This is a genomic window from Gilliamella sp. BG3 (genome assembly GCF_046635605.1).
GTDB lineage: Bacteria > Pseudomonadota > Gammaproteobacteria > Enterobacterales > Orbaceae > Gilliamella > Gilliamella bombi.
On record NZ_JBIDFE010000026.1, the window covers coordinates 1 to 23,470 of the forward strand.

Sequence of the window (23,470 nt, forward strand, 5' to 3'; positions counted from 1 at the left end):
TGGTGCATCCGAAGGGATTCGAACCCCTGACCGCCCGGTTCGTAGCCGGGTACTCTATCCAGCTGAGCTACGGATGCATATTTTAATTTATTTAATGGCGGTGAGAGAGGGATTCGAACCCTCGATGCAGCTTTTGACCGCATACTCCCTTAGCAGGGGAGCGCCTTCAGCCTCTCGGCCATCTCACCAATGTATTATGATTTTGCTTTAACAACAAAATCATAATGTGTGGCGCACATATTACGTTTTACAAAAAATAAGTCAAACATTTTTTTGCTTACGCGTGTTAGTTGTTTATTTCCTGCCCAATATTACCCTATGGACTTAGGTATTTCATCATTTGCTTCTTGTGGTTGATGAATTTTGTTATATATTTCTTCCCTATGAATAGAAACTTCTTTAGGTGCATTAATACCTACTCTGACTTGATTTCCCTTCACGCCCAAGATGGTAATAACTACATCATCACCAATTATTAGTGTTTCACCTACTCTCCTAGTTAAAATTAACATTAGATCTCCTAATATCAGTTAAGTATATATCCAAACAATTTTAATATATAGCTTTATCAGCCCCCATCAATAAGACGGGATTTTACAGAAAACTCTAATATTCAATTAACAAATATTTTGAGCCTATCTGGCTAATTTGCTTGTAATTTATTACTGATTTCCTTTTTCACAGAAGATAACGCTTCTGGTAATGCCGAGAGATCCATTCCACCTGCTTGAGCGAAATCAGGTCGCCCACCCCCTTTACCGCCTACTTTTAATGCTAATTGGGAAACCAAATCTCCTGCCTTAACTATATTGACTAAGTCATTGGTTACACCTGCAGCTAAATTGATCTTATCATCATTGACAGCGGCTAAAATTATTACACCTGTCTTTAATTGATTTTTCAGATCATCAATCATAGTCCGTAATAATTTTGCTTCAACATTATCAAGTTTAGCAATTAGTAAATGTTTATCATTGATTTTTTCACATTGATTAAGTAATTGTGCACTTTCTTGGCTAGCTTTCTGTGCTTTTAGTTGTTCAATTGTTCTTTCAAGCTGTTTAGTTTGCTCGATCAATTGCTCAATGCGCACTAAAACTGCCGATTTGTCACTTTTAGTTAGTTGTCCAATTTGAGTTAATAAATTAGATTCATTATGGATCAGATCCATTGCATTTTGCCCTGAAGTTGCCTCAATACGGCGTACACCAGAAGCTATGCTTGATTCTGATATTATTTTAAATAACCCAATATCACCAGTTCTATTTACGTGAGTACCACCACAAAGTTCAATTGAAAAATCGCCCATTGTTAGAACTCTAACGATATCTTCATATTTTTCACCAAATAAAGCCATAGCGCCTTTATCTTTAGCTTTATCAATTGGCATTAGCTCAATATCAACTGGTAAATTACGACGAATCTGTTGATTTACTAAGTTCTCTATTTCAATAATTTGTTCTGGCGTAATGGCTTGATTATGTGAAAAGTCAAAACGTAAATAGCTATCATTAACTAGAGACCCTTTTTGGTGGACATGGTTGCCTAAAATACGTTGTAAAGCCGCTTGTAATAGATGCGTAGCTGAGTGATTACGTCGAATACGTTCACGCAACTCAACATCAATAGCAGCAATGACATTATCACCAACTTTTAAAGAGCCTTTTATAATTTGACCAAAATGACCAATACTTTTACCATATTTTTGGCTATCAAAAACACTAAATTCAAGATTAGCCGCAGTTAGTAAGCCTTTATCACCAATTTGGCCACCAGACTCTCCATAAAATGGTGTTTTGTCTAAAACGACAATAGCTTCATCACCTGCGTTAATATTTTCGACTTTTTGGCCGTTTTTAAATATAGCAATAACTTTTCCTGATGATTCTGTTGCTTGATAACCTAAAAATTCAGTTTTATCATCAAGCTTGATAACATTACTATAATCAACATTAAATGAGCTTGATTCGCGAGCTCGCTTTCGTTGCTCTTCCATGCATTGGTTAAAGCCATCTTCATCGATAGTAATGTTTTTTTCACGACACACATCTGCCGTTAGATCTAATGGAAAACCATAAGTATCATAAAGTTTAAATGCGATATCTCCAGGTAAAACTTTCCCCGTTATTTTGGCTAATTCCTGATCTAATAAAGATAACCCTCGTTCAAGAGTCTTTAAAAATTGCTCTTCTTCAATTTTAAGTGCATCTTCGACTAGTTTTCGATTATTTTCTAATTCAACCGCTGCGCTTCCCATCACATCAATTAATGGTTTAACTAATTTATAAAAGAAAATATCTTTTGCTCCTAGCATGTGCCCATGACGCACTGCGCGTCGAATAATGCGGCGTAGTACATAGCCTCGTCCTTCGTTTGAAGGTAAAACTCCATCTGAAATTAGGAATGCACAAGAGCGGATATGGTCGGCAATAACGCGTAGCGATTTATTTTCTAAATCTTTAGTCTGAATAACGTTAGCAGCATCATTAATTAATTTCTTAAACAGATCTATTTCATAATTAGAGTTGACGTGTTGTAGCACTGCAGCAATACGTTCTAGTCCCATACCAGTATCCACAGATGGCTTAGGTAATGGTTCCATTGTTCCATCGGGATGGCGATTAAATTGCATAAAGACAATATTCCAAATTTCTATAAATCTGTCACCATCTTCTTCTGCGCTACCAGGAGGTCCTCCCCAAATGTGATCACCATGATCATAGAAAATTTCGGTACAAGGACCACAAGGACCGGTATCACCCATCTGCCAAAAGTTATCTGAGGCATACGGAGCACCTTTATTATCACCAATACGAATTATGCGTTCTTTAGGGATGCCGATTTCTTTTTCCCATATTGCATATGCTTCGTCATCTGTCTCATAAACGGTAACGGTTAACTTCTCTTTAGGTAGGTTAAACCACTCTTTGCTGGTCAATAATTCCCATGCAAAATGTATTGCATCATGTTTAAAGTAGTCACCAAAACTAAAGTTTCCTAACATCTCAAAAAATGTATGGTGTCGAGCAGTATAACCAACATTATCTAAATCATTATGTTTTCCACCAGCACGGACGCAACGTTGCGATGTTGTTGCTCTAGTGTAAGAACGCTTATCAACACCAAGGAATACATCTTTAAATTGATTCATTCCAGCATTAGTAAATAATAATGTTGGATCATTGTGTGGAACAAGGGAACTACTTGCGACAACTTCATGTCCTTTGCCACGGAAAAAGTCAAGAAAATTTTGACGAATTTCTGCAGTACTTTTCATTTATGCTTCCATATAAAACGATAGATTTTTAAACATAGTAATATACCCGTTACAACTAAAGTTGAAAAGTAAATCTTCCTAAATTGGAGTGGAGCTAACTAATATTTATTACAAGTAAATAGGGATAAAATAAAAAAAGAATTAATGAGCTTTATTTGTAATAGGCTTTAAATTATATGTTTTGTATTCTAGATATTATAATTATTTAAGTCAATAAATCGTAAGCAGCTTTAATATCATCTTGTGTATAACCTCTAGCAACTAAAAACTGAGTAACTTTTTGTTTTTTATTGTTATTTTCGGGTTTGATTTGTTTTGACTTTTTTAATAATTGTTTATATGCAAGGTTTCCCCAGTTTATATTAGAGGCTTGTAATAACTGATGGCTTAAGTCAACAGATAAACCCCGTTGTTTAAGTTCTATTGCAATTTTATACTTTCCGTAGCCTTTATTGGCACGCATAACAATATAATTTTCAATATAATGGGCGTCATTTATCCAATTTTGATTAATACAATGTTCAATCACATCTTGTATTTCAATTTTTAGTTTAGTCAATTGGTCATGATATTCTTCTTCTGTATTTTGTTGCTTCTTTGCAAAAAAGAATATCATTTTTTGGCTTAGTTCATACGAAGAGTGATCGCGCTGTGCAAGTAATTGCACAGCTTTATTTAGGATTGATTTATTGAGTTTTTTTTCATTATTCAATGCTGTCATTCTCTAATGAAATATCGTCTTCAGGGGCTGTAAAATCTGCAGGGCTATTTAGTAATAAATCACGTAGTTTTGTTTCGAGCTCTTTTGCGATTTCAGGATGTTCTTGCAAAAACTTAATTGAGTTAGCTTTACCTTGCCCAACTTTTTCGCCGTTGTAGCTATACCATGCACCAGCTTTATCGACTAACTTATGTTTAACCCCTAAGTCAATCAATTCGCCTTCTTTAGAAATACCACAACCATAAAGAATCTGGAATTCTGCTTGTCTAAAAGGTGCTGCAACTTTATTTTTAACCACCTTAACGCGAGTATCACTACCAATAATATCTTCGCCTTCTTTCACAGAACCTGTGCGACGAATATCAAGGCGAACAGAAGCATAGAATTTTAGTGCATTACCGCCTGTTGTTGTTTCTGGGCTACCAAACATAACACCAATTTTCATACGAATTTGGTTAATAAATACAACTAAACAATTTGCATTTTTGATATTCGCAGTTAGTTTACGTAATGCTTGTGACATTAAGCGAGCTTGTAATCCCATATGAGAATCGCCCATTTCACCCTCAATTTCAGCTTTTGGAGTTAATGCTGCGACTGAGTCAACAATAATAACATCAACAGCACCAGAACGAACCAAAGCGTCGCAAATTTCAAGGGCTTGCTCTCCTGTATCAGGTTGAGAAACTAATAAGTCATCAACTTGAACGCCTAATTTAGCTGCATAAATTGGATCGAGTGCATGTTCAGCATCAATAAATGCACAAGTCTTACCTTCTTTTTGAGCTTGTGCTATGACTGATAAGGTAAGTGTTGTTTTACCAGATGATTCTGGCCCAAAAATTTCAACAATTCGACCCATTGGTAAACCGCCAATACCTAGAGCAATATCAAGACCTAAAGAACCTGTAGATACAGCATCTACATCTAACGTTTGGGTGTCCCCTAAACGCATAATTGAACCTTTACCAAATTGTTTTTCGATTTGACTTAATGCAGCAGAAAGTGCGCGTTGTTTGTTTTCGTTCATATTATAAAATTCCAATGAGTTAGGATTGGTAATATTATACTGTATTGTTATACAGTATCAAGTTTTTTTCTCAACAATTATTTAGTTAACTATGGAAATTAAGACACAAATTTTATGGATGATTTGTTTTATGTAATAATTGAAACTAACAAATGGTGATGAAATATTGATATTCAAGATTAAATTTATTGAATTATTTTGTTAATTTTATAGCTGTGAATTTTTATCAAACCTAAATTAATATTGATTATTTTAGTATAATGAAAAGAATAACGCATTTTATAAAGATTATATTTGATAATAATCAAAACCCACTAATTTAATTTAGTAATACTTTCATAAAAAAATGTCATTTGATATGATTAGCTTTGGAGCTAATATAACCAACTTTTATTCATTAAAATATTTGTTCTTCAAGAAACTATTTAATAATAACTCATTAATTTCATACTCAAATGTTATATTACTCTGAAATATTTATTTAGGTTAAAATATATTTCGAAATAAAGGAAAACAATGACCATTGATAAACAACATTATGTTTTATGCTCACACTGTGATTTGGTCATAGAATTAACTGATATAACAGTAGGGCACAAAGCTGTTTGTCCACGCTGTAATACTACATTAGCTAAAAATAGTAGCAATATGAAATTTAGAGCTGCTATGTATGCAGCTTGTTCATTAATTATGATTATTGTCGCCTGCGGCTTTGTCTTTATTGATATCCGAATTGTAGGAAATTACATTGGCGTTAGCGTATTAGATATTCCTAAGACCCTTTATTTTGATAAATATAGCTATGTTTCAGCGCTTTTTATTTTATTTGTTTTACTTTTCCCTATATTCAATTTATTAATCATCGTCCTGCTTTGCTCCAGAATTCAATTAACAAAATATCGCAAACGCGATCTACTTATTGTTTATGAAAAATTTCAACATTGGTGTATGCCGGAAATCTTTCTTACTGGTGTTTTGGTCAGTTTTGTTAAATTAATGAGTTATGGCAGTATTGGGGTCACTGGTACGTTTTGGGCGTTTTGTCTATTTGTCTTTTTTTATATAAAATCTTTAGTTATTTTCTCGCCTGAAGTAATTTGGAACGAAATTCATCGTAATAACTTTGCTGTTAATTCATTGAAAGTTGGAAAAACAGGAATTAGTCAAAATCTAAAATTATGTAATTGTTGTCAGGCTATATTACCCATACATTATAAAAAATGCCCTCGATGTAAACAAAAAAGTAAAATTAGGGATCGTGATAAAATACAATGGACTATAGCTTTATTAATTACTTCATTAATTCTTTACATTCCTGCTAATTTATTTGGAATTATGATAACCGTTGTTTTGGGAGCTGCATCAACTTCAAATATCATGGATGGAGTTATTTATATGTGGCAAGCAGGTGATGTACCTGTTGCTCTTGTTATTTTTCTCGCTAGTGTTGTTATACCAATTTTAAAAATTATTTCACTAAGTTGGCTTTGTTATTTTGCATTAGCAGTAAAACGAAAAAATAAGAATAATTGTTTAAAAATGAAAAAATTATATAGTGCAGTTGAGTTTATTGGTAAATGGTCAATGATAGATATATTTGTTGTTTCTGTCGTTTGTTCTTTAGTGAGAAATCAGCAAATGATGGGTGTTTATCCTGATATTGGCGTTACATTCTTTGCAACTGTCGTTATTATCACAATGATTGCATCACAAAAATTTGATCCTCGTTTAATTTGGGATCGTCCGCAAAATAGAAAATAGATTAATAGGAACAATATGGCAACATCAAGTAAATTGGCAAAAATAATTAAAATTAGAGCTATTTCAGCAATATGGATTATTCCCATTGTCACTGCAATTGTTGGTCTATGGATAATCTACTCTCATTATGCTGATAGAGGTACCTCGTTCACATTACTTGCAAAAGACGCAAGTGGCATTGTTGCTGGCAAAACGGTAATTAAAAATCGCAGTGTTGATGTGGGTATAGTCGATGAAGTGACTTTATCTGATGACTACCAGCAAGTGGTTATAAAAGGCCGTGTTTATAGCGACATGGCTCCATTGCTGAAAAATGATTCGATTTTTTGGGTCGTCAAGCCAGAAATTGGTCGTGATGGGGTAACGGGATTAGGTACTATTTTATCGGGTGTCTATATAGAATTAGCCGCAGGGAACGATAATCATAGTTTTCAAAATAAACCTTTTGTGCTTTCTGATGCGCCTCCGTTGTCTGATCCTAGTATCAAAGGTATTCGTCTAAAATTAGAAAGTGAGCAAAATGGTGTGATTCCTCGAGGGGCAGCTATCATGTTTCATGGTTATCGTGTAGGGAATGTGGAGACCTCGGAATTTGATGTTGAATCGCGTAAGATGAAATATCAAATTTTTATTACTAAACCTTATGATGTGTTAGTAACACAAAACGTACGATTTTGGAAAGAAGGAGGTATCAATTTAACTCTTTCATCTCGAGGTGCAAGCCTAGATGTCCCTTCTCTGGATGTATTAATGTCTGGAGGAATTAGTTTTGATTTACCCGAAGGATCCAAATTAGGTGCACCCGCTGAGCAAAATGCAGTTTATACATTATATGAAGATAAAAAATCTATCCAAGATTCGCAATATACTGAATATAAAGAATTCCTTATTATGCTTTCTGATTCTATATCGGGGTTAACAGAGGGAGTACCAGTTGAATATCATGGTATTAGATTAGGAACAGTATCTAAAGTACCATTTTATACCGCTGAAATGTTAGAAAAATCATCAATTTTAAATAAAAGGGTGCCGATATTAATTAGGATAGAGCCTGATCGTTTATCTGAATTAGTTGATGAGAAAATCGATATTGCCGCTTTGATAATGAAAGAACAAAAAAATGGGTTAAGAGCGTCATTAAAAACTTCAAATATGTTTACTGGTGCGCTATATATAGATCTTGATTTTTATCCTGAATTAAAAAATAAGTATGATCCACAACTAGCGAAGCAGTTTGGTTACGATACAATTGAGGCGACTTCGACAGGGATTGCGCAAATTCAGGCAAAAATTATGCAGTTACTTGATAATTTTAATAATTTGCCACTTAACAATACTCTATCGCAGTTCAATCAATCATTAGCTTCGAGTGAACGATTAATGAAATCGTTAAATCGTATTATGGCAAGTAAAGAGATGCAAAATATACCAAAGGATTTACAAAAAACATTACGTTCATTAAATGAAACAATGAAAGAATTACAACCAGGTTCTGAATTAAATAACCAAATGAAAGAGAGTTTACAAAAAGTGCAACAGATGATGGATGAATTAACGCCATTACTTAATACTCTCAATGATAAGAGCAATGCACTGATTTTTTCTGCTCCAGCGAAGAAAGATCAAGAGCCTAAAGCAAAAGGTAAAAAATGATGAACAAAATATATAAAAAGCTACTTACAATCATATTTATGCCATTACTTGCAATATTAGTCGGTTGTTCAGCTAACGACCCAAGTAAAAGCTATTTTCAACTAACTAGTAATTTACCAAGTCCAGTATTGCAAAAAATAAAAACTACCAAATATTTTATTTGGATTGAGTCGGTAGATGTGGTGAGTTTTTTAAATAAACCAGGTATTGTATTACAAACTGATAATATCAAATATGAAACAGCAATGCATCATTTATGGGCTTCAACACTATCTCAGCAATTGCAAGAACGATTGACGCAAGATTTAACGGTCATGTTACCAAATTATTTAGTCTCTAGCAGATCAATTACAACGCCAACATTGACGGTAAAGTTATTTATTGATGGGTTTCATGGAAGCTATACTGGTGATGCGGTGATTAAAGGACGATGGGTTGTTACTGATAGTAAAAATAATATTGAAAGCAAACCATTTGAACGCCATGTTCCTTTAGCAAGTAATGGATATGATGCTTTAGTTAACGCGCTATCTAAAGGTTGGCAGGATGAAGAACTAGACTTTGTAAACTCAATAAAACTTTAATGTCATAATAATATTCCGCCATAATGTTGGCGGAATATTTGAATTTAAACGGTAATTGATCTTAATGATCGTTTGAACTGACTAAAAACCTTGTCATCAATTTCTACCCATTTACGAACACTATTGATAAATGCAATTTTATCGGCTTTTAAAAGGTCATCTTTTAAAATCGTTTTTTCTAACAATTGATTGTGATCTAAATAAAATTGCCTCATGGTGCCAGCTAGTAACCCCGATTCTTTTTTAGGGGTAATCCATTGATCATTAATCCGCAATGCGAGGTTACCATTAACAAATTCAGTTATTTCATTGTGTTGGTTAAAATTAATATATTCTTTTCCTGTAATTAAATTAGGAAAATGCTCCCGATTAGACGTTTTATGATACAAATATACATTTTGGTTATGAACACACTGCTTTGCAAATGCGATTTCATTGATCTCCATTGGCGAGTTAATTCTATTCTCGCTAATGGTATATAGCCCATTTTTTTGCAGTAAAATTCTGACTTTATAGATATTCCCAATATTTTTATTATCTGCATTTGCTAACTTAATAAGTTGCAACTTAATTGCATTGATATCATAGTTAAAATCAAAATAATCAGCTGATTGAGAAAGTCTGCTTAAATGTTCTTCCAATAAGAAAAATTGCCCTTTTTCAAGCAATAATGATTCAATGACATATTTGGGAGAAGAGGTGGTGCGAGTTAAAATTGCTGTTTTAGCTAAAATCTCGTTATATTCATCTTGTGAGGTTGAATCCCAAGTGATCCCTCCGCCAACACCATAATGCATTTGTTGATTGTGTATGGTTAAAGTCCGAATTGGGATATTGAATATAGCTTTTTTCATATATGGTTCAATATAACCAATTGTCCCGCAGTAAACTCCACGTGGTGAGTTTTCAATATCTGCAATAATTTGCATTGTACTGGTTTTAGGCGCTCCAGTTATTGATCCACAAGGAAATAGTGCTTGAAAAATATGATATAAATTAACATGTTCTTTCAATTCACCTTGAATCATAGAAGTCAATTGCCAAACGGTTGGATATTTTTCGGCTGAAAATAATTTAGGAACTGTAACTGATCCTGCCTTTGCAACCCGACTTAAATCATTACGTAATAAATCAACAATCATCATATTTTCAGCTTGGTTTTTTTCAGAGAATAATAATTCTAATTGTTGTTTATCTTGGTGATTATTTAAACCGCGCGCAGTTGTTCCTTTCATTGGTTTTGTTGTAATAATTTTATTTTCTAACTTAAAAAATAATTCTGGCGAAATTGATAAAATACAATAATCGTCAAACTCAATATAAGCGCAATAGTCGGCTTGATTGTTCTTTTGTAGAAAGTGGTAATAATTAATAGCACTTTCATTAAATGGAGTAGTAAATTGAATTGTATAGTTGGTTTGATAAGTATTGCCTGATTCAATTTGAGATCGAATAAAGTTAATTTTTTGATTATATTCCTCAATTGATGTATCGCTTATCAAATCAAAAGTTGGTGGAGTGTAATCACTTATTTCTACATGTTTTTGCTCAATGATAGAAAATTTATCAAAAATACCAAATATCAATAGCGGCAAATCATGATTTTGTTTTGTTTTATTTTCACTATTGAACCCCATTGCGCTTTCATAAGCGAGATATCCAACCGCATAATAGCCTTGTTGTGTGAATTTTTCGATTGAATCAAATTGTTGTTTGATTGTTGAATAATCATCAGACTTTAAAATGGCGATAGGATTGCAAAAATATTTATGTTGACCTTCAAAGTCGATATGAATTTTCATTTTAGTATTGCTCATGGACAAAATTATGAATCATTTGTAAACCAAATTCGGTTTTAATTGCTTCAGGGTGAAATTGAACAGATTCTATGGGTAACTTTTTGTGACGTAATCCCATAATCAATCCTTGATTGTTTCTTGCTGTTACGATTAATTGAGAGTCTTTAGGTAAAGGATTATCACAAGCAATTAATGAATGATAACGAACCACCGAAAGTGGGCTTTTGATTCCTTTAAACACTCCTTGACTATCATGTGTTATTTCATCGATTTTTCCATGCATAGGTGTTGGTGCTTTGATGATCTTATAACCATAATATTGAGCAATCGCTTGATGCCCTAAACAAACTCCCAATATTGGGCAAATATGACTAAATTTGGCAATAGTTGCAAGTGATATTCCAGAATCGGCAGGGGATCCCGGTCCAGGCGAAATGATAATCTTAGAAAAGCTAAGTTCTTTTATTTGTTCAATTGTCATTTCGTCATTTTTAATCACTTTAACTTCTGCGCCAACTTGACACAAATAATTGTGAATATTGAAGGTAAAAGAATCATAATTATCTATTAATAATATCAAAATAGAGTCCATTAATTACATAGCATATTGTTTTTAAAACATTGGCATTTATAACAGCCAAATTCCAGTTATATCCAGAGTTATTATACCGTTAATACAGTTAAAAACAGATATGATTGCCAGTTTGCTATCTTTTTATTTCCTTTTTTATACTGAAACATAGTGTTACCTGAAACTTTTTAACAAAAATTCTCTTTCTCTGTGATAAATCTCACAAAGACATACAGCTCTACTTGTATGGTAGTATTTGTGTTACTTATTACGTTAGCCGAAGCTGGAATTGTCAAAATTTTTCTGCAATAGCTCAACATGAAAACCTATCGGCTATTTTGGAGACTATAAAAATAGTATCAAAACAGAAGAATGAATGGTTTGTTGATTAATCTTCATTAACGATCTGAATTATTATTTTGAATATTTTCTGTAATTATGCCATTTGTTTTTTTGTTGTAGTTTACTCTGGTGCAGGCAATTATTTATTTTTACGTAAATAACCTAAAACGCCAAAACCTTCTATTATCCATTTTCCATCTTTAAAGATTAAAGGAAAAGTTGCTCTACTGCTTGCATTTGGTCCGGGGTTTTGTTGCACAATTTCAATTTCGTTGTCGGTTACTTTACTTATAATGGCAACATGCCCATAATTTGACCAATTAAGGATAATAATATCTTCAACTTTTGGTTTAGTTGGTGAACCATTATGAAACTGTAATAAATTACGTTGACGATTAATTTTTCCATCAACGATTGAAGGGTCAAAGAAATCTTTTGCATGCCCATAGCTATTGGGCATTTTGTGATTGAAGCGTTGATAATAATAGCGTTTGATGAATTCAACACATTGATATTTCAGACCTAAGTTATAGCCGTCTTTAGCAATATTTCTTCCACTTACATTATTGATGCTACCATTATAATAGACTTTCACACCATTAAATTCATCAACGACTTTGCCAATTTTCTGTTTATCAATTTCAACATTAGCAAAAGCACATGAATTAAGTGTATAGTAGCTTAATACTGATAATAGCCAAAGTAAAAAAAGCTTTTTTTTATATTTTAATAACATATTTATTTCTATTGTTTTAATTATTTATTATTGTTTATTTTATTGAAAAATAAAATTTAGTCGATAAGTAAAAAACTTACTAGTTGTAAGATTATTAATGAATCTAACATTTAACCATGATAAAAAATTATGTTCTGTATTTTCAACCTAAATTAGTATTTCATCATTAAAATTAATATGTTTGAATCCAGGTTATAATAAAATGAGGTCGCAAGATGATTAAGAAAGTTAAGATAAATGTTAGCGGTCGCGTGCAAGGTGTAGGATTTCGTTTTTTTACTTATCAGCAAGCCCAAAAACTGGGTTTAGTTGGTTATGTTCAAAATTTAGATAATGGCGATGTTGAGATTATAGCTCAAGGTGATAGTTTACAAATAAGCAAATTAATAAAATGGATTGAAAATGGCGGTCCTGCATCTTCACGCATTTTACATGTTAATATTTTTGAATTATTACCACAAAACGATTTAACTTCTTTTAATGTTCGATATTAATTTAATAAAAAATAAAGTAGAATAATTAAAATTTTGGCATTCGAAATAATAATTTCTAATTAATGTGAAAAACGTATGTTATGAATAAAAAAAATCTAATCTGTTTTTTACTTCTCATTGTTGTTATCGGTGTTTATTATAATTATCAAAAAGGAGATGAGGTTGTAAATCAATCCACTCTAAATATATCAGATAAGCCGATTTATCAAAGTGATAAAATGTTAACAGATATTTATGACTTATCTGGGGATCTTATTTATAAAATTGAGTCCAGTAATGTAAGGCATTTTGATTACTCAAATAATACTGAATTTGATTTGCCCAATTTTACGTTTTATGAACAGAATCATTCAGCTACATGGCATATTAAAGCAAAGAAAGCAACGTTGACAAAAGATAAACTTCTTTACCTTTATGATGATGTTCAATTAGATAATTTGACACAAGAAGCTCAATTGAAACAAGTAAAAACTGATAATGCCGTGATAGATTTAACTTCACAACTAGTCAAATCAAAAGATCCTGTCATCATCAATGGGGTGGGATTTTATTCAACTGGTATTGGTTTAGCGGGTGATTTACATGCCAAAACGGCTAATATACTTGAAAATGTAAAAACATATTATAATACAGAGGCAAAATAAAACATGAGTTCGCTAAAACAGGTTGTTTTTTCATTAATTTTATTGCTACCAATCTCTTTAAGTAGTTTCGCCAATGAACTTACTTCGCAATCTATAAACTCTAAAGAAGAACATAAAATGTTCGCTGATAATAAACCCATAACGATAGATGCAGATAATCAAAAAATTGATATTGAAAATAATACAATCACATTTATTGGCAATGTTGTTATTGTCCAAGAAGGATTAACTATAAAAGCTGATAAAGTCGTTATCACTGACACGCAAGACAAAAATAAGCAAAAAATCACAGCTTATGGTAAGCCTGTGAATTATAAACAAATTTTACCAGAAAAAAATAAGATTGTAACGGGTCATTCTTCACAAGTTATTTATGATGTAAAACAAAATAATGTTATTTTACGCGGTCATGCTGAATTATTTCAACAAGATAATCATATTGTTAGTGATCTGATTACATACGATGTCAAAAAACAGCAAATATTAGCCAATCCAGGTAAGAATATGCGAGTAAAAAGCACTATTATCCCAAACCAAGTTAAAGGGATGAACAAATAAAATGTCAATTTTAAAAGCGGAAAATCTGGCCAAAGTATACAAAAAAAGGCGAGTTGTTGAAGATGTAAGTTTAACTGTCAACTCAGGCGAAATTGTTGGATTATTGGGCCCCAATGGTGCGGGTAAAACGACTACTTTTTATATGGTGGTTGGTATAGTGACATTAAATGCAGGTAAAATTTACCTTGATGATCATGATATCAGCATTTTACCTTTACATGAGCGAGCTCAAAAAGGTATTGGCTATTTACCACAAGAAGCGTCTATTTTCAGAAAATTGTCTGTTATAGATAACATTATGGCAATTTTAGAAACGCGTAAAGATATTGATAAAAATGAGAAAATCGATCGTGCCGAAGAATTACTTGAAGAGTTCCATATTTCTCATATTCGTGACAGCATAGGACAATCTCTATCAGGTGGAGAAAGACGTCGAGTAGAAATAGCAAGAGCGTTAGCAGCTAATCCTAAATTTATTTTACTTGATGAACCTTTTGCTGGTGTTGATCCAATTTCGGTGATAGATATCAAAAATATTATTAAGCATCTACGTGATCGAGGGTTGGGTGTATTAATAACCGATCATAATGTACGTGAAACGTTAGATGTTTGCGAACGTGCTTACATTGTTAATAAAGGGCATTTAATTGCTGAAGGTTCACCAAATGACATCTTAAGTAACGAATATGTAAAACGCGTTTACTTAGGAAACGAGTTCAGATTATGATGAAAACCAGTTTACAACTGAAAGTCTCTCAACAATTATCCATGACGCCACAATTACAATTGGCGATTAAATTACTACAGTTGTCAACTTTAGAACTCCAACAAGAAATACAAACTGCGCTTGAAAACAATCCATTACTTGAAGTTGATGATCAATATGACGAAGTGAACGTTAAACAAAACGATGAAACAGAAAATATTGATACGCGTGAGGCTTTAGATAGCAAAGAGATTCCCGATGATATTCCATTGGATGCATCTTTAGATGATATTTATAGTGCAGGAACTCCATCTGGAACTAACTCAGATTATCGCAATGATGAATTGCCTATCTATCAAGGTGAAACTCACGAAACATTACATGATTATCTGGAATGGCAACTTGAACTAACACCCTTTAGCGATACAGATAGGGCGATAGCGGTATCTATTATTGAAGCTATAGATGAGAGAGGCTATTTAACAGTTTCAACAGAAGAAATACTTGAAGAACAAGGTAATGATGAAATTGAAATTGCCGAAGTTGAAGCAGTATTGAAACGAATATGGAATTTTGATCCTATCGGTGTCGGTGCCAGATCGTTGCAAGAGTGCTTGTCTATTCAAATTCAACATTTAGACACTCCACCATTAGTTAAACAAATTATTGATAATTATTTAGACTTATTAGCCATACGTGATTATAGAAACTTAAAAAAAGTGTTAAATACAACAGATGAACAATTAAAAGAGGCTGTTGATTTTATACAACGTTTACAACCTTATCCCGGCGATTTGGTTAATACTGCTTCTCCAGACTATGTCATACCTGATGTCATGGTAAAAAAGGTACAAGGAAAATGGGTTGTGTATTTAAATAGCGATACAGTTCCATCTTTACGTATTAACCAGCAATACGCCGATATGGCAAAATTAGCAAATGAAAGTGATGGGCAATATATTAGATCTCATCTGCAAGAAGCTAATTGGTTTATTAAAAGCATCGAAAACCGTAACGAAACCTTATTAAAAGTCAGCCAATTTATTGTTGAGCATCAGCAAGCCTTTTTTGAACACGGTGCTGAATACATGAAACCAATGATTTTGTCTGATGTTGCAACGGCAATTGATATGCATGAATCGACCATTTCTCGTGTAACAACTCAAAAATATCTGCATTGTCCAAGCGGAATTTATGAACTTAAATTCTTTTTCTCAAGTCATGTTAATAATGATTCAGGTGGTGAGGTTTCATCTACAGCTATCCAAGCATTAATTAAAAAATATATATCTGCAGAAAATAGTAAAAAGCCATTAAGTGATAGTAAATTAGTTTCGATGCTTGAAGAAAAAGGCATTATTATTGCACGTCGCACCGTAGCAAAATACCGTGAAGCCTTATCAATTCCACCATCAAGTCAACGAAAACAGCTTTAAATTTGAATTCAAATTTTTTGGATATATATCGCTTATTTTAATCATGGGCGCAATTTGCGCCCTTTAATAAAATTAAGCTAAAAAGCTTGGGATTTTATGTTCAAAGTCGCTAATCGCTTCTTCATGTTGTAAGGTTAAACCAATATTATCTAACCCATTTAACAAGCAATGACGTTTAAAAGCATCAATTTTAAATGAATATTGCTTATCGCCGGCAATGACCACTTCATTAACTAAATCGATGGTAAATTCAATGCCTTCATTGGTTTCGACAATTTTAAATAACTCATCGATATCCTCTTCGGATAAATTGACCAACAATAACTGATTATTAAATGAGTTATTGTAAAAAATATCGGCAAAACTTGAACCAATAATAGTTTTAAACCCATAATCAGCAAGCGCCCAAGGGGCATGTTCACGTGATGATCCACAACCAAAATTTTCACGCGTAAGCAAAATGCTAGCACCTTTGTAGCGTGGTTTATTTAAAACAAACTCAGGATTAGGCTGCTCGCCAGCATCATCTAAAAAGCGCCATTCATGAAAAGCATGTTTACCAAATCCAGTGCGTGTTACTTTCTGTAAAAACTGTTTTGGAATGATTGCATCTGTATCAACATTAGCCGCATCCAAAGGAACGACTAGCCCAGTATGTTTTGTAAATTTTGCCATGACAAGCCTCTCCTTAAAATGGTTTGCGAATATCTGTAAAATGACCAGTAATAGCTGCGGCTGCTGCCATAGCAGGACTAACTAAATGTGTTCTAGCATCACGTCCTTGGCGACCTTCAAAATTACGGTTGCTAGTTGATGCACAGCGATCTCCCGGTGCTAATTTATCATCGTTCATTGCAAGACACATAGAGCAACCCGGTAAGCGCCATTCAAATCCTGCATCAATAAAAATCTTATCTAATCCTTCGGCTTCAGCTTGTTCTTTCACTGGTCCTGAACCGGGTACAACTAATGCTTGTACACCTTCAGCCACTTTACGGCCTTTAGCAATTTGCGCAGCAGCTCGTAAATCTTCTATACGTGAGTTTGTACAAGAACCAATAAACACTTTATTGATCTTAATATCAGTCATTTTGGTACCAGCGCTTAATCCCATATAAGTTAATGCACGCTCTGCAGAGTGTTTTTCAATAGGATCAGCAAAATCATTAGGATTAGGTACTGTTGCATCAATTGATGTAACTTGACCAGGATTAGTACCCCAAGTGACCTGTGGGGCGATATCTTTACCTTCTAACGTCACAACTGTATCAAAATGTGCACCTTCGTCGGTTTTTAATGTCTTCCAATAGGCAACAGCTTTATCAAAATCCTCACCTTTAGGTGAAAATTGGCGTCCTTTTAAGTATTCAAACGTAACTTCGTCTGGCGCAATAATGCCAGCTTTTGCTCCCATTTCAATTGCCATATTACATAATGTCATGCGTCCTTCCATGGATAATGATTTAATCGCATCACCACAAAACTCAACCACATGCCCAGTACCGCCAGCGCTGGTGGTTTTACCAATAATAGCTAAAATAATATCTTTAGCGGTAATGCCGTCAGCAACTTGCCCTTTAACTTCAATTTTCATGGTTTTAGCACGACCTTGTTTTAAGGTTTGAGTTGCTAGCACATGCTCAACTTCTGACGTACCAATACCAAAAGCTAATGCACCAAATGCGCCATGTGTAGCAGTGTGCGAATCACCACACACAATAGTCATACCCGGTAAAGTCATACCTTGCTCAGGGCCGACTACATGGACAATACCACGTAATGGGCTTTGTAAATCATATAACGAAACACCAAACTCTTTGGCATTTTTTGCCAGTTCGGTTAACTGAATGCGAGCCATTTCGCTACAGGCACTTAAATCATTACTTTTGGTTGAAGTGTTATGATCCATAGTTGCAAAAGTCTTATTGGGCTGGCGAACTTTACGATTCATTGCACGTAAGCCATCAAAGGCCTGTGGAGAGGTGACTTCATGAACTAAATGACGATCGATATATAAAATAGGCGTTTCATTTGGAGCTTCATAAACGACATGCGCATCATATAATTTCTGATACAGTGTTTTTGACATTGCAGATTCCTTATTATTTTTTACAACTGGTATTAGTTTTAAACTTTGACATTATTTACTAATACTATAATTAATTGAATTAAAAAGGATACAAGTAGCAGTTTATTCTGCATACTTGAGTATCTTTTTACTACACATTTTACATAGCTAATTCAATTAAATAAGCTTACAAATAATGTCTCCCATTTCATCAGTTGAAACGGGTTGTTCTTTTTGTGCAAGATCGATAGTACGATAGCCTTGTTCTAATGCTTTATTTACTGCTGTTTCGATAGCTGAGGCAATATCATCACGTTTAAAGCTGTAACGGACTAACAAGGCTAATGACAAAATTTGTGCAGCAGGATTAGCAATATTTTTGCCAGCAATGTCAGGTGCGCTACCACCAGCAGGTTCATATAAGCCAAAGCCTTGTTCATTAAGACTAGCAGAAGGTAACATGCCCATTGAACCAGTTATCATGGCACATTCATCGGATAATATATCTCCAAATAAATTTGAGCATAAAATAACATCGAATTGAGACGGATCTTTAACAAGTTGCATTGTGGCATTATCGATATACATATGCTCAAGTTCGATATCAGGGTAGTTTTTAGCTACTTCATTAACCACCTCACGCCACAAAATTGAAGTTTGTAATACGTTGGCTTTATCAATTGAAGTTACTTTTTTGCGACGTAAACGTGCGGCTTCAAACCCCATTTTTGCAATACGTTCTATCTCAAAACGATGATAAACTTCAGTATCAAATGCTTTTTCTTGAGCACCACTACCTTCACGTCCTTTAGGTAATCCAAAATAAATACCGCCAGTTAATTCTCGCATACATAAAATATCAAATCCACGCTCTGCAATATCGGTGCGTAATGGACAAAGATCTTCTAAGCCTTGATACAAACGAGCAGGGCGCATATTAGCAAATAATTTGAAGTGTTTACGTAGTGGCAATAACGCACCACGTTCAGGTTGCTTTTCAGGTGGCAAATTAGACCATTTAGGACCACCCACTGAACCAAATAAAATAGCGTCAGCTTTTTCACAGCCTTCAAGTGTTTCATTAGGTAATGGGCAACCATGAATATCAATTGCTGCGCCGCCCACATCATATTCACTAGTAGTAATAGAAAGTTGATACTTTTGGCGGATAACATCTAATACTTTATAGGCTTGTCTCATTACTTCTGGGCCAATACCGTCGCCGGGAAGTACTGCAATATGGTAGTTTTGTGACATTTTTTATTCCTTTACAATCTAAATTAATTTTCATGTTTTGCTGTTAAACGGCAAAACAAATTATTTTTTAGTCATGATGTAATTTTTGTTTTTCTTGTGCAACTTGATTTGCTCTATACACATTGTTCAATACATTAATTAAAGCCAAAGCCGATGAGTGAACAATGTCGGTTGCAAGCCCAACACCATGGAACTTACGACCTTTATATTCGGCAACAATATCAACTTGTCCTAAAGCATTTTCACCTTGTCCTTTAGAAGCTAACTGATATTTTACAATCGAAATAGGCTCGCCAGTAATACGGTTGATAGCTTGATAAACAGCATCAACAGGACCGTTACCTGTTGCAGCATCAGAATACTTTTTATCACCAATTAACAAGCTAACCGAAGCGGTTGAAACAACCGTCGAACCTGATTGAACATTAAAATAATCCAAAACATAATGTTCTTTTTCATCTTTTAATTGATTGATAAATATTAATGCCTCTAAATCATAATCAAATACTTGGCCTTTTTTATCAGCTAATTCTAAAAATGCCTCATAGACTTGATCTAAGTTATAATCTTTATCGTGATAACCAAGTTCTTCTAAACGATGTTTAACGGCGGCTCGTCCTGAGCGAGAGGTTAAATTTAATTGGATTTGATTTAATCCGATTGATTCAGGGGTCATAATTTCGTAAGTTTCACGATTTTTTAAAACCCCATCTTGATGAATTCCTGAGGAGTGGGCAAAAGCGTTACTACCAATAATTGCTTTATTACCTGGAATTGGCATATTAGTAATTTGGCTAACAATTTGGCTGGTACGATAAATCTCTTGGTGATTGATATTTGTATGAACATTTAAGATATTTTGACGAACTTTAATCGCCATAATAACTTCTTCAAGTGCGGTATTACCCGCACGTTCGCCTAAACCATTCATCGCACCTTCAATTTGCCGAGCACCTTCTTGAACCGCGCTAATCGAGTTAGCCACCGACATGCCCAAGTCATCATGACAATGAACAGAGATAATCGCTTGATCAATGTTCGGGACACGTTCAAATAGGGTACGAATAATGCCACCAAATTGATAAGGGACAGTATAACCGACAGTATCTGGAATATTGATCGTTCTTGCCCCTGCTTTAATTGCTGCTTCAACGATACGACATAAGTTATCAATTGGGGTACGGCCTGCATCTTCACAAGAAAACTCCACATCATTAGTATAATTACGTGCACGTTTAATACAGTGCACAGCTCTTTCAATGACATCATCAAATGTCATTTTTAATTTATCCTTAACATGTAAGGTTGATGTTGCCATAAAAGTATGAATTCGAAACTGATCTGCAACTTTTAATGCCTCGGCAGCAACATCAATATCTTTATCAACACAACGAGACAATGCACAAACACAGCTATCTTTAATGGTCTTAGCAATCGTTTGAACTGATTCAAAATCACCGGGAGATGAAACAGGAAAGCCAACTTCCATCACATCGACCCGCATTCGCTCCAAAGCAAGCGCTATTTGTAACTTTTCTTTAACGCTCAAACTTGCTTGTAATGCTTGTTCACCATCGCGTAACGTTGTATCAAAAATAATGACTTGATCGCTCATTGTTTTTCCTTTTATATATTTTAGCGCTATCTCGGTATTTCAAGTTAAAAAAACAAAAAACCCGCACTTTAGCGCGGGTTCTTGTTAATTTGTTGAGTTGTTTATTTAACTACTTCTTTTTACTCCACACACAAGCTATCCGCGCAAGTTAATGCGAGGAGGAGGCTGAGGTCGAGTGATAAATAGTTAACAAACATAAAAAAATCTCTATTTGAATTGTAATTAATACAGACAAAAACTGATGTTATTTTTACCAAATGATATCAGTGGTGTCAATGATTATTTTTAGTCAATCTAAATATGTTCTATTTTTATTAAAATAAAGTACTCAATACTAATTAAAGATTGCTTTACTATTTGACAAATCTATTAAAATAATAAGTTGAGACATAATAGAACCGAATTATAATGGTGAAAAGAATAACTCACGAGGGCATAATAATGAACATAGTTGATATTTCTCAAAAACGCTACACTACCAAACATTATGATCCAACAAAAAAAATTCCTGCCGATAAGATTGAACAATTATTAACTGTTTTAAGAAACAGCCCATCATCAGTTAACTCACAACCATGGCATTTTTATGTTATCGAGAACAACGAGGCAAAGAATAAAATTTTACCAGCTATACTTGAATTTAATCAACCAAGGGTGACTGGCGCTTCGCATACGATTGTCTTTTGTATTAAAACACCATTAGACGACGCCCATTTAGTTAATCTACTCAATCAAGAAGATAAAGACGGTAGATACCCTTCAGCCGATCTTAAACAAGCACAAGATCAAGGTCGTAGGCACTTTGTAAAGCTCAATAGTGCAACCATTGAATCGCAACAATGTTGGGAAAGTAAACAAGCTTATCTAGCATTGGGGCAACTGCTTTTTGCAGCAGCAGCAATTGGTATTGATTCAACGGCTATTGAAGGATATGATACCCAAAAAATGGACGAGATTTTAGATCTCAAAAGCAAAGGACTTAAAAGTATTGTTGTTGCTACATTAGGCTATCGAGCCGAAAATGACGGCAATGCGCATCGACCAAAATCACGCTTACCTAAAGAGCAACTTTTTACGTTTTTATAAAATAACGAGCAATATTCTCTGTATGAATTAAGATAAATATAGAGGATATTTTTTGAACTATGATAAGTTTAATTGTAGGAAAACATTAAGTTGTTTATACTTCATGTGTAGGATTTATTCGCATTATTTACAGTAAATCTGAGAAAATTTGGTAATGAATATACGTAAAACAAAATTAACGCCTTATCACAGACAAGAGATATGGCGTTTATATCATAAAGAAAAAATAACCATCACTGATTTGGCTAAACGTTTTATGGTCAGTCGCCCGACCATTTATAGCGTGCTAAAAAAAGCCCGATTAAATTTGTTTGTGCCTTTAACCAGTAAGAACAAACGTTATAAAACGATTAGTTATGGTATTAAACACCTAGTTAAAATTGAAAAATCCATTGAAGATAAATTAAGGTGGCAAGCTAAATTATATAACAAAACAAATCCTGACGAAATGTTACATGTCGGCACCAAATATTTACCTTTACCTAAAAACAAAACAAAATAACTGTGATTGGCTATTTTAATAGGTTGCGCTATCGTGGTTGAAAGTAATGGTCTATTTTAGTTGGTCAGATTTCGGACGTGATCACTATTATTAATTTATTTACAAAAAACAGTACGTCCGAAATCACGATACCATAATATCTTAGCTCGCTATAAACACTTGATTTAACCAAAAACAAAATAAAAAAAATTCAATAAAATCAATAGTCTACCTGAACGATTTTAGAGCAAAAAAACACACCACTATAAGGTCAATATGCTTGTTTTTTTGCAGTGTCAAAATACGCTAATGACAGAACTAGGGTCGCCGCCAAACAGGACTATTTCATTTGTATTTTTTTTACAAAAATCCACCAAAAAAACTAGCCAACTATTTTTTAAACGGCTATACTTTTACGGTTATAGGAAAACAAGCTTATTAAACAAGCAAATAATTATAAAAAATCTAAATAAAACAAAATATTACTTGACAGGTAGACAATAATGCATTATCATTTCTGGCACAAGGCACAAGCACTGGCAAACCTACGATTTAAATTTATTAAATAATCCTATTCGCCGAGTTTTTGCACGAAACTCATTTATATTTTCCAAATTATCTCTCAAATTACCCCGAAAACTCTTGTTGGTG

The 23,470-nt window shown here is 33.7% G+C and carries 21 protein-coding genes and 2 tRNA genes; 10 read left to right on the forward strand and 13 right to left on the reverse strand.

Annotated elements, in window-relative coordinates:
- The 6 genes from ACGH6S_RS10515 to recA form a co-directional block, all read right to left on the reverse strand.
- Positions 1 to 77 (reverse strand) — tRNA-Arg (locus ACGH6S_RS10515).
- Positions 78 to 95: 18 nt separating this feature from the next.
- Positions 96 to 188: transfer RNA gene (locus ACGH6S_RS10520), tRNA-Ser, on the reverse strand.
- A gap of 123 nt (positions 189 to 311) precedes the next feature.
- Positions 312 to 512 (reverse strand): carbon storage regulator CsrA, encoded by a 201-nt coding sequence (gene csrA, locus ACGH6S_RS10525; protein WP_034913196.1) that lies wholly within the window; start codon positions 510 to 512, stop codon positions 312 to 314.
- 131 nt (positions 513 to 643) lie between these two features.
- Positions 644 to 3,277: an alanine--tRNA ligase gene (alaS, locus tag ACGH6S_RS10530; RefSeq protein ID WP_085164902.1), complete on the reverse strand. Its 2,634-nt coding sequence runs from the start codon at positions 3,275 to 3,277 to the stop codon at positions 644 to 646.
- 205 nt (positions 3,278 to 3,482) lie between these two features.
- Entirely contained in the window at positions 3,483 to 3,989 is a 507-nt protein-coding gene (locus ACGH6S_RS10535; RefSeq protein ID WP_411578353.1) for a regulatory protein RecX, read from the reverse strand.
- Positions 3,982 to 5,028 (reverse strand): recombinase RecA, encoded by a 1,047-nt coding sequence (recA, locus tag ACGH6S_RS10540; protein WP_065574897.1) that lies wholly within the window; start codon positions 5,026 to 5,028, stop codon positions 3,982 to 3,984. The genes ACGH6S_RS10535 and recA overlap by 8 nt, the downstream gene beginning before the upstream one ends.
- 516 nt (positions 5,029 to 5,544) lie before the next feature.
- On the opposite strand from recA, the gene ACGH6S_RS10545 reads away from it, so the two are divergent.
- Genes ACGH6S_RS10545 through ACGH6S_RS10555 form a run of 3 tightly spaced genes read left to right on the forward strand, consistent with a single transcriptional unit; the run spans position 5,545 to position 9,026 of the window.
- A complete protein-coding gene (locus ACGH6S_RS10545) occupies positions 5,545 to 6,789 on the forward strand; it encodes a PqiA/YebS family transporter subunit (RefSeq protein WP_065589839.1) in 1,245 nt (414 codons plus the stop codon).
- 15 nt (positions 6,790 to 6,804) lie between these two features.
- Positions 6,805 to 8,442: an intermembrane transport protein PqiB gene (gene pqiB, locus ACGH6S_RS10550; protein ID WP_085164896.1), complete on the forward strand. Its 1,638-nt coding sequence runs from the start codon at positions 6,805 to 6,807 to the stop codon at positions 8,440 to 8,442.
- Entirely contained in the window at positions 8,439 to 9,026 is a 588-nt protein-coding gene (locus tag ACGH6S_RS10555) for a membrane integrity-associated transporter subunit PqiC (RefSeq protein ID WP_174798724.1), read from the forward strand. The genes pqiB and ACGH6S_RS10555 overlap by 4 nt, the downstream gene beginning before the upstream one ends.
- 44 nt (positions 9,027 to 9,070) lie before the next feature.
- Here the strand turns inward: ACGH6S_RS10555 and pabB are convergent, their stop codons facing one another.
- The 3 genes from pabB to ACGH6S_RS10570 all read right to left on the reverse strand — a co-directional run bounded on the left by pabB (position 9,071) and on the right by ACGH6S_RS10570 (position 12,474).
- Complete coding sequence (gene pabB / locus ACGH6S_RS10560; RefSeq protein ID WP_411578354.1) at positions 9,071 to 10,828, reverse strand: aminodeoxychorismate synthase component I; 1,758 nt, start codon at positions 10,826 to 10,828, stop codon at positions 9,071 to 9,073.
- 1 nt (position 10,829) lies between these two features.
- On the reverse strand, positions 10,830 to 11,405 hold the full coding sequence (locus tag ACGH6S_RS10565; RefSeq protein ID WP_411578355.1) for an anthranilate synthase component II: 576 nt from the start codon (positions 11,403 to 11,405) through the stop codon (positions 10,830 to 10,832).
- Between the two features lie 472 nt (positions 11,406 to 11,877).
- A complete protein-coding gene (locus tag ACGH6S_RS10570; protein ID WP_296317199.1) occupies positions 11,878 to 12,474 on the reverse strand; it encodes a CHAP domain-containing protein in 597 nt (198 codons plus the stop codon).
- Between the two features lie 215 nt (positions 12,475 to 12,689).
- On the opposite strand from ACGH6S_RS10570, the gene yccX reads away from it, so the two are divergent.
- The 5 genes from yccX (at position 12,690) to ACGH6S_RS10595 (ending at position 16,312) form a co-directional block, all read left to right on the forward strand.
- Positions 12,690 to 12,968 (forward strand): acylphosphatase, encoded by a 279-nt coding sequence (gene yccX, locus ACGH6S_RS10575; RefSeq protein ID WP_141671669.1) that lies wholly within the window; start codon positions 12,690 to 12,692, stop codon positions 12,966 to 12,968.
- A gap of 80 nt (positions 12,969 to 13,048) precedes the next feature.
- A complete protein-coding gene (gene lptC, locus ACGH6S_RS10580) occupies positions 13,049 to 13,612 on the forward strand; it encodes an LPS export ABC transporter periplasmic protein LptC (protein WP_411578356.1) in 564 nt (187 codons plus the stop codon).
- 3 nt (positions 13,613 to 13,615) lie between these two features.
- Complete coding sequence (gene lptA / locus ACGH6S_RS10585) at positions 13,616 to 14,170, forward strand: lipopolysaccharide transport periplasmic protein LptA (protein WP_065610390.1); 555 nt, start codon at positions 13,616 to 13,618, stop codon at positions 14,168 to 14,170.
- 1 nt (position 14,171) lies between these two features.
- A complete protein-coding gene (lptB, locus tag ACGH6S_RS10590) occupies positions 14,172 to 14,897 on the forward strand; it encodes an LPS export ABC transporter ATP-binding protein (protein WP_034913235.1) in 726 nt (241 codons plus the stop codon).
- Complete coding sequence (locus ACGH6S_RS10595) at positions 14,897 to 16,312, forward strand: RNA polymerase factor sigma-54 (protein ID WP_411578361.1); 1,416 nt, start codon at positions 14,897 to 14,899, stop codon at positions 16,310 to 16,312. The genes lptB and ACGH6S_RS10595 overlap by 1 nt, the downstream gene beginning before the upstream one ends.
- Positions 16,313 to 16,384: 72 nt before the next feature.
- Here ACGH6S_RS10595 and leuD read toward each other — a convergent pair whose 3' ends face one another.
- The 4 genes from leuD to leuA all read right to left on the reverse strand — a co-directional run bounded on the left by leuD (position 16,385) and on the right by leuA (position 21,252).
- Positions 16,385 to 16,987, reverse strand: coding sequence for a 3-isopropylmalate dehydratase small subunit (leuD, locus tag ACGH6S_RS10600; protein ID WP_411578357.1), 603 nt, complete (start codon positions 16,985 to 16,987; stop codon positions 16,385 to 16,387).
- 13 nt (positions 16,988 to 17,000) lie between these two features.
- Positions 17,001 to 18,401 (reverse strand): 3-isopropylmalate dehydratase large subunit, encoded by a 1,401-nt coding sequence (gene leuC, locus ACGH6S_RS10605; RefSeq protein WP_411578358.1) that lies wholly within the window; start codon positions 18,399 to 18,401, stop codon positions 17,001 to 17,003.
- A 156-nt stretch (positions 18,402 to 18,557) separates the two neighbouring features.
- Positions 18,558 to 19,637: a 3-isopropylmalate dehydrogenase gene (gene leuB, locus ACGH6S_RS10610; protein WP_065561213.1), complete on the reverse strand. Its 1,080-nt coding sequence runs from the start codon at positions 19,635 to 19,637 to the stop codon at positions 18,558 to 18,560.
- Between the two features lie 67 nt (positions 19,638 to 19,704).
- Positions 19,705 to 21,252 (reverse strand): 2-isopropylmalate synthase, encoded by a 1,548-nt coding sequence (leuA, locus tag ACGH6S_RS10615; protein WP_296302313.1) that lies wholly within the window; start codon positions 21,250 to 21,252, stop codon positions 19,705 to 19,707.
- A gap of 441 nt (positions 21,253 to 21,693) precedes the next feature.
- Here leuA and nfsB point away from each other — a divergent pair, with 441 nt between their 5' ends.
- Positions 21,694 to 22,338 carry an oxygen-insensitive NAD(P)H nitroreductase gene (nfsB, locus tag ACGH6S_RS10620; protein ID WP_085164882.1) on the forward strand — a complete coding sequence of 215 codons (645 nt, stop codon included), beginning with the start codon at positions 21,694 to 21,696 and terminating at the stop codon, positions 22,336 to 22,338.
- A gap of 154 nt (positions 22,339 to 22,492) precedes the next feature.
- Positions 22,493 to 22,840, forward strand: a complete 348-nt coding sequence (locus tag ACGH6S_RS10625) for an HTH domain-containing protein (RefSeq protein ID WP_411578359.1) — start codon at positions 22,493 to 22,495, stop codon at positions 22,838 to 22,840.
- Positions 22,841 to 23,470 lie beyond the last annotated feature (630 nt).